The organism is Streptomyces niphimycinicus (assembly GCF_018883605.1).
Lineage (GTDB): Bacteria > Actinomycetota > Actinomycetes > Streptomycetales > Streptomycetaceae > Streptomyces > Streptomyces niphimycinicus.
On the sequence record NZ_JAHLEM010000878.1, the window covers coordinates 1 to 5,606 of the forward strand.

Below are 5,606 nucleotides of genomic sequence, written 5' to 3' on the forward strand. Positions count from 1 at the left end.
GGACATCGCGGGCACCGGCAAGGCCGACCCGACGGCGACCGTCCTGTCGGTGGCCCTGCTCCTGTCGCACCTCGGCTACGCGGACGAGGCGGCCCGTATCGAGGCCGCCGTCGCGGACGACCTCGCCGGGCGGGATGCGGCCGCGCCGCGCACCACCGACGAGATCGGCGACGCGCTCGCCGCCCGAGTATCCGGCTGACCCCAGCCTGTGCCACCGCGCGGCTGGGTGCGACCATCGACCTGGGCCGCGCGCTGCACAACGCTCCCTTCCACGGCCTCACCTAGGAGATAATCCCCGGTGGGGCCGTTGTGTGAAGAAGAGCTTGGACGTCCTAGTACCGATCACGGGCAGGATGGTGCGAGCGCGGTCCGCCACAACCGAAGGTGAAGGACTTACCTGCCATGACGACGCCCACGATCGAGCTCAAGCCCTCATCCCACCCGCTCCCCGCCGCCGAGCGGGAGAAGATCCTTGCCAACCCCGGATTCGGCCGCCACTTCACCGATCACATGGTGACCATCAAGTGGACCGAGGGCCGCGGCTGGCACGAGGCCCAGCTCGTGCCGTACGCCCCGCTCTCGATCGATCCGGCGAACATGACGCTGCACTACGCCCAGACCATCTTCGAGGGGCTCAAGGCGTACCGCCGCCCCGACGGGTCCGTGGCCACGTTCCGCCCCGAGCAGAACGCCGAGCGGTTCCAGGCGTCCGCGCGCCGCATCGCCATGCCCGAACTGCCCGTCCAGACCTTCATCGAGGCGTGTGACGCGCTGGTCACCCAGGACAAGGAGTGGGTGCCCGGCCACGGAGAGCAGTCGCTCTACCTGCGGCCCTTCATGTTCGCCACCGAGGTCGGGCTGGGTGTCCGGCCCTCGAACGAGTACCTCTTCGTGGTGATCGCCTCCCCGGCCGGGGCCTACTTCCCCGGCGGGGTGCGGCCGGTCTCGGTCTGGCTCTCGGAGGAGTACGTCCGCGCCGCGCCCGGCGGCACCGGCGCGGCCAAGGCGGGCGGCAACTACGCGGCGTCCCTGGTCGCCCAGGCCCAGGCCGCCGAGCAGGGCTGTGACCAGGTGGTCTGGCTGGACGCGATCGAGCGCCGCTGGATCGAGGAGATGGGCGGGATGAACCTGTACTTCGTGTACGGGGACCGCATCGTGACCCCCGAGCTGTCCGGTTCGCTGCTGCCGGGGATCACCCGCGCCTCGCTGCTGCGGATCGCCGCCGACCTCGGCTACGAGGTCTCCGAGGGCCGGATCTCGGTCGACGACTGGCGCCAGGGCAACGCCGACGGGACCCTCACCGAGGTCTTCGCCTGCGGTACGGCGGCCGTGATCACCCCGGTCGGCTCGGTCAAGTCCGCCCGGGCGAACTGGACGGTGGCCGACGGTGAGCCGGGCGAGGTGACGATGCGGCTGCGCAAGGCGCTGCTGGACATCCAGACCGGCCTCGCCCCGGACCCGCACGGCTGGATGCACCCCCTGGGCTGATCCCGGTGTCACCTGTGGGCTGATCGCAGGTGTCATCCCGTTGACACCCATGGTTCGCATGATGAGACGGATGAGAGCGCGGGGGCGGAATGTGCCAGACTGCCTCCGTGCTCTCGTTCGTCATGATTATTGACAGCAGGCGCGCCGGTCCGCAGTGACCGCCCGTACGACCCGGTACGGCGCGGCCACCGTGCCCCAGACCCGCGCGCAGACCTCTCGCACCCGCGAGGGGTCTTTTCGTTTTCCGGACCATCCCGCCGGAGGCGAAGCGTGAGGGACCATAGGAGGGCGCGGAACCGGATATTCCGGTAGACCGAGATCCATCCGACAGGAGCCAGACCAACCATGAAGGATCTGCCCGACGACGGCTTCCATGTCTTCGACACCACCCTGCGCGACGGAGCGCAGCGCGAGGGCATCAACCTGACGGTCGCGGACAAGCTGACCATCGCCCGTCACCTGGACGACTTCGGCGTGGGCTTCATCGAGGGCGGCTGGCCCGGCGCCAACCCGCGCGACACGGAGTTCTTCGCCCGGGCCCGCGCCGAGATCGACTTCCGGCACGCCCAGCTCGTGGCGTTCGGCGCCACCCGCAAGGCGGGGGTACGCGCCGAGGACGACCGCCAGGTCAAGGCGCTGCTGGACTCCGGGGCGCCGGTGATCACCCTGGTGGCGAAGTCCCACGACCGCCATGTGGAGCTGGCCCTGCGCACCACGCTCGAGGAGAACCTCGCGATGGTCCGCGAGACCGTCGCCTACCTGCGGTCCCAGGGCCGCCGGGTCTTCCTCGACTGTGAGCACTTCTTCGACGGCTACCGCGCCAACGCGGAGTACGCCAAGCAGGTCGTCTCCGCCGCCCACCAGGCGGGCGCCGAGGTGGTGATCCTCTGCGACACCAACGGCGGCATGCTGCCGGGCCAGATCGACGCGGTGGTCCGCACCGTACTGGCCGACACCGGCGCCCGGCTGGGCATCCACACCCAGGACGACACCGGCTGCGCGGTCGCCAACACCCTCGCCGCCGTGGACGCGGGCGCCACCCACGTCCAGTGCACGGCCAACGGCTACGGCGAGCGGGTCGGCAACGCCAACCTCTTCCCGGTCGTCGCGGCCCTGGAGCTCAAGTACGGCCGCCGGGTGCTGCCGGAGGGCGCGCTGGAGGAGATGACCCGGATCTCGCACGCGATCGCCGAGGTCGTCAATCTGACGCCGTCCACTCACCAGCCCTATGTGGGCGTATCCGCCTTCGCCCACAAGGCCGGACTGCACGCCTCCGCGATCAAGGTCGACCCGGATCTCTACCAGCACATCGACCCCGAGCGGGTCGGCAACACCATGCGGATGCTCGTCTCCGACATGGCCGGCCGGGCGTCCATCGAGCTCAAGGGCAAGGAGCTGGGCATCGACCTCGGCGACGACCGCGCCCTGGTGGGCCGGATCGTCGAGCGGGTCAAGGAGCGCGAGCTGGCGGGCTACACCTACGAGGCCGCCGACGCCTCCTTCGAGCTGCTGCTGCGCCAGGAGGTCGACGGCCGCCCCCGCCGCTACTTCCGGGTCGAGTCCTGGCGGGCGATCGTCGAGGACCGCCCGGACGGCACCCACGCCAACGAGGCCACCGTGAAGCTGTGGGCCAAGGGCGAGCGCATCGTCGCCACGGCGGAGGGCAACGGTCCGGTCAACGCCCTGGACCGGGCGCTGCGGGTGGGGCTGGAGCGGATCTACCCGCAGCTCGCGACGATGGAGCTGGTGGACTACAAGGTCCGCATCCTGGAAGGCAAGCACGGCACCGAGTCCACGACCCGGGTCCTGGTCTCCACCGCCGACGGCCAGGGGGAGTGGTCGACGGTCGGCGTCGGGGAGAACGTGATCGCCGCGTCCTGGCAGGCCCTGGACGACGCCTACGCCTACGGGCTGCTGCGGGCCGGGGTGGACCCGCAGGAGTGAGCCGGGCCTCATGGCCGTATGGGCCCGGTGCGCGGGGCGCGGGCCGCCGCCGGAGTAGGGTGCGGGGAGCGGAGGGCGGCCGACGTGCTCCGTTCCCCGATCCGGCCGCAGCGCCGCTCCGGCGGACGCCGCCCATCCGGGTGGTCGGGCCCGCCCCTCGCACGGTCGCCGCCTGGAGGTTTGTCGGATGCCGACAGGGTCGATAGTCCTTTAGGACACCAGGTAGTGGGAAAGCCGCTGTCCAGTTCTGTTCCGCCTGCCCACCAAAACGCCCCTGACGTTGTAGGGAATTGACATGCGTTTCCGGGGGCCCGGGAACGTACCGTCAATGCATGACCAATCTCGAAGGTGCGCCTGCTGAGGCGAGTGACGTTCGCGGGCGCGTCGCCGAGCTGCACGCGATTCGCGAGCAGGCTCGGCGCGGCCCGAGCGAGCGGGCGACCGAGGCCCAGAAGGCCAAGGGGAAGCTGACGGCTCGCGAGCGGATCGATCTGCTGCTTGACGAGGGGTCCTTCAACGAAGTGGAGCCGCTGCGGCGGCATCGTGCGACCGGGTTCGGCCTGGAGGCGAAGAAGCCTTACACCGACGGGGTCGTCACCGGCTGGGGGACCGTCCACGGACGGACGGTGTTCGTCTACGCACACGACTTCCGGATCTTCGGCGGGGCGCTGGGGGAGGCCCACGCGACCAAGATCCACAAGATTATGGACATGGCCATCTCGGCCGGGGCGCCGCTGGTGTCCCTCAACGACGGCGCCGGTGCCCGTATCCAGGAGGGCGTCTCGGCGCTCGCCGGATACGGCGGCATCTTCCAGCGGAACACCAAGGCGTCCGGCGTCATCCCCCAGATCAGCGTGATGCTCGGCCCGTGCGCGGGCGGGGCGGCGTACTCCCCGGCGCTGACGGACTTCGTCTTCATGGTCCGGGAGACCTCTCAGATGTTCATCACCGGACCCGATGTGGTCCAGGCGGTGACCGGCGAGAAGGTCAGCCAGAACGGACTGGGCGGCGCGGATGTGCACGCCGAGACCTCGGGCGTGTGCCACTTCGCCTACGACGACGAGGAGACGTGCCTGGAGGAGGTGCGCTACCTCCTGTCGCTGCTGCCGCAGAACAACCGGGAGAACCCGCCGACCGTCGAGTCCGACGACCCGGCCGCCCGGCGCGGCGACTCGCTGCTGGACCTCGTCCCGGCCGACGGCAACCGGCCGTACGACATGCGCAAGGTCATCGAGGAGATCGTCGACGACGGCGAGTACCTCGAGGTCCACGAGCGCTGGGCGACCAACATCATCTGCGCGCTGACCCGGCTCGACGGCCAGGTGGTCGGCATCATCGCCAACCAGCCGCAGTCGCTGGCCGGGGTGCTGGACATCGAGGCGTCGGAGAAGTCCGCGCGCTTCATCCAGATGTGCGACGCCTTCAACATCCCGCTGGTCACCTTCCTCGACGTGCCCGGCTTCCTGCCCGGTGTGGACCAGGAGCACGGCGGGATCATCCGGCACGGCGCCAAGATGCTGTACGCGTACTGCAACGCCACCGTGCCCCGGATCTCCGTCATCCTGCGCAAGGCGTACGGCGGTGCGTACATCGTCATGGACTCCCAGTCCATCGGTGCCGACCTGACCTACGCCTGGCCCACCAACGAGATCGCGGTGATGGGCGCCGAGGGCGCGGCCAATGTGATCTTCCGCCGTCAGATCGCCGATGCCGACGACCCCGAGGCCATGCGCGCCCGCATGGTCAAGGAGTACAAGTCCGAGCTGATGCACCCGTACTACGCGGCCGAGCGGGGCCTGGTGGACGACGTCATCGACCCGTCCGAAACCCGTGAGGTCCTGATCCGGTCGCTGGCGATGCTGCGCGACAAGCACGCCGACCTGCCGTCCCGCAAGCACGGCAACCCGCCGCAGTAGCCTCTTAGTTCGTGTCCTCGCGCGAAACCCGCGCGACAAGGGAGAAGAGACAAAACCGTGAGCACACCGAGCGATATCGCCGATCCCGCCGCCGCGGCGGCGGCCACCCTGGTCCGGGTGGAGAAGGGCCACGCCGACGCCGAGGAACTCGCCGCGGTCACCGCGGTGCTCCTCGCCCGCGCGGCCGCCGGCACCCACCGCACCACCGACTCCACCCGCCCGGGCCGCAGCGCCGCCCGCTGGCGCCGTCTGGAGCGC

At 70.2% G+C, this 5,606-nt stretch carries 5 protein-coding genes; all 5 read left to right on the plus strand.

Translation table 11 applies throughout. The features are described 5' to 3' along the window. The coding region (locus KN815_RS44635) for an isocitrate/isopropylmalate family dehydrogenase (RefSeq protein WP_253209635.1) at nucleotides 1–199 on the plus strand (199 nt) is incomplete at its 5' end. Between the two features lie 203 nt (nucleotides 200–402). After that, nucleotides 403–1,488, plus strand: a complete 1,086-nt coding sequence (locus tag KN815_RS44640) for a branched-chain amino acid aminotransferase (protein ID WP_216347524.1) — start codon at nucleotides 403–405, stop codon at nucleotides 1,486–1,488. 345 nt (nucleotides 1,489–1,833) lie between these two features. Next, entirely contained in the window at nucleotides 1,834–3,432 is a 1,599-nt protein-coding gene (gene cimA, locus KN815_RS44645) for a citramalate synthase (protein ID WP_216347525.1), read from the plus strand. A 332-nt stretch (nucleotides 3,433–3,764) separates the two neighbouring features. Continuing rightward, nucleotides 3,765–5,348 carry an acyl-CoA carboxylase subunit beta gene (locus KN815_RS44650; protein WP_216347526.1) on the plus strand — a complete coding sequence of 528 codons (1,584 nt, stop codon included), beginning with the start codon at nucleotides 3,765–3,767 and terminating at the stop codon, nucleotides 5,346–5,348. Between the two features lie 57 nt (nucleotides 5,349–5,405). Continuing rightward, nucleotides 5,406–5,606: acyl-CoA carboxylase subunit epsilon (locus KN815_RS44655; protein WP_216347527.1), on the plus strand; the 201-nt coding region annotated here is incomplete at its 3' end.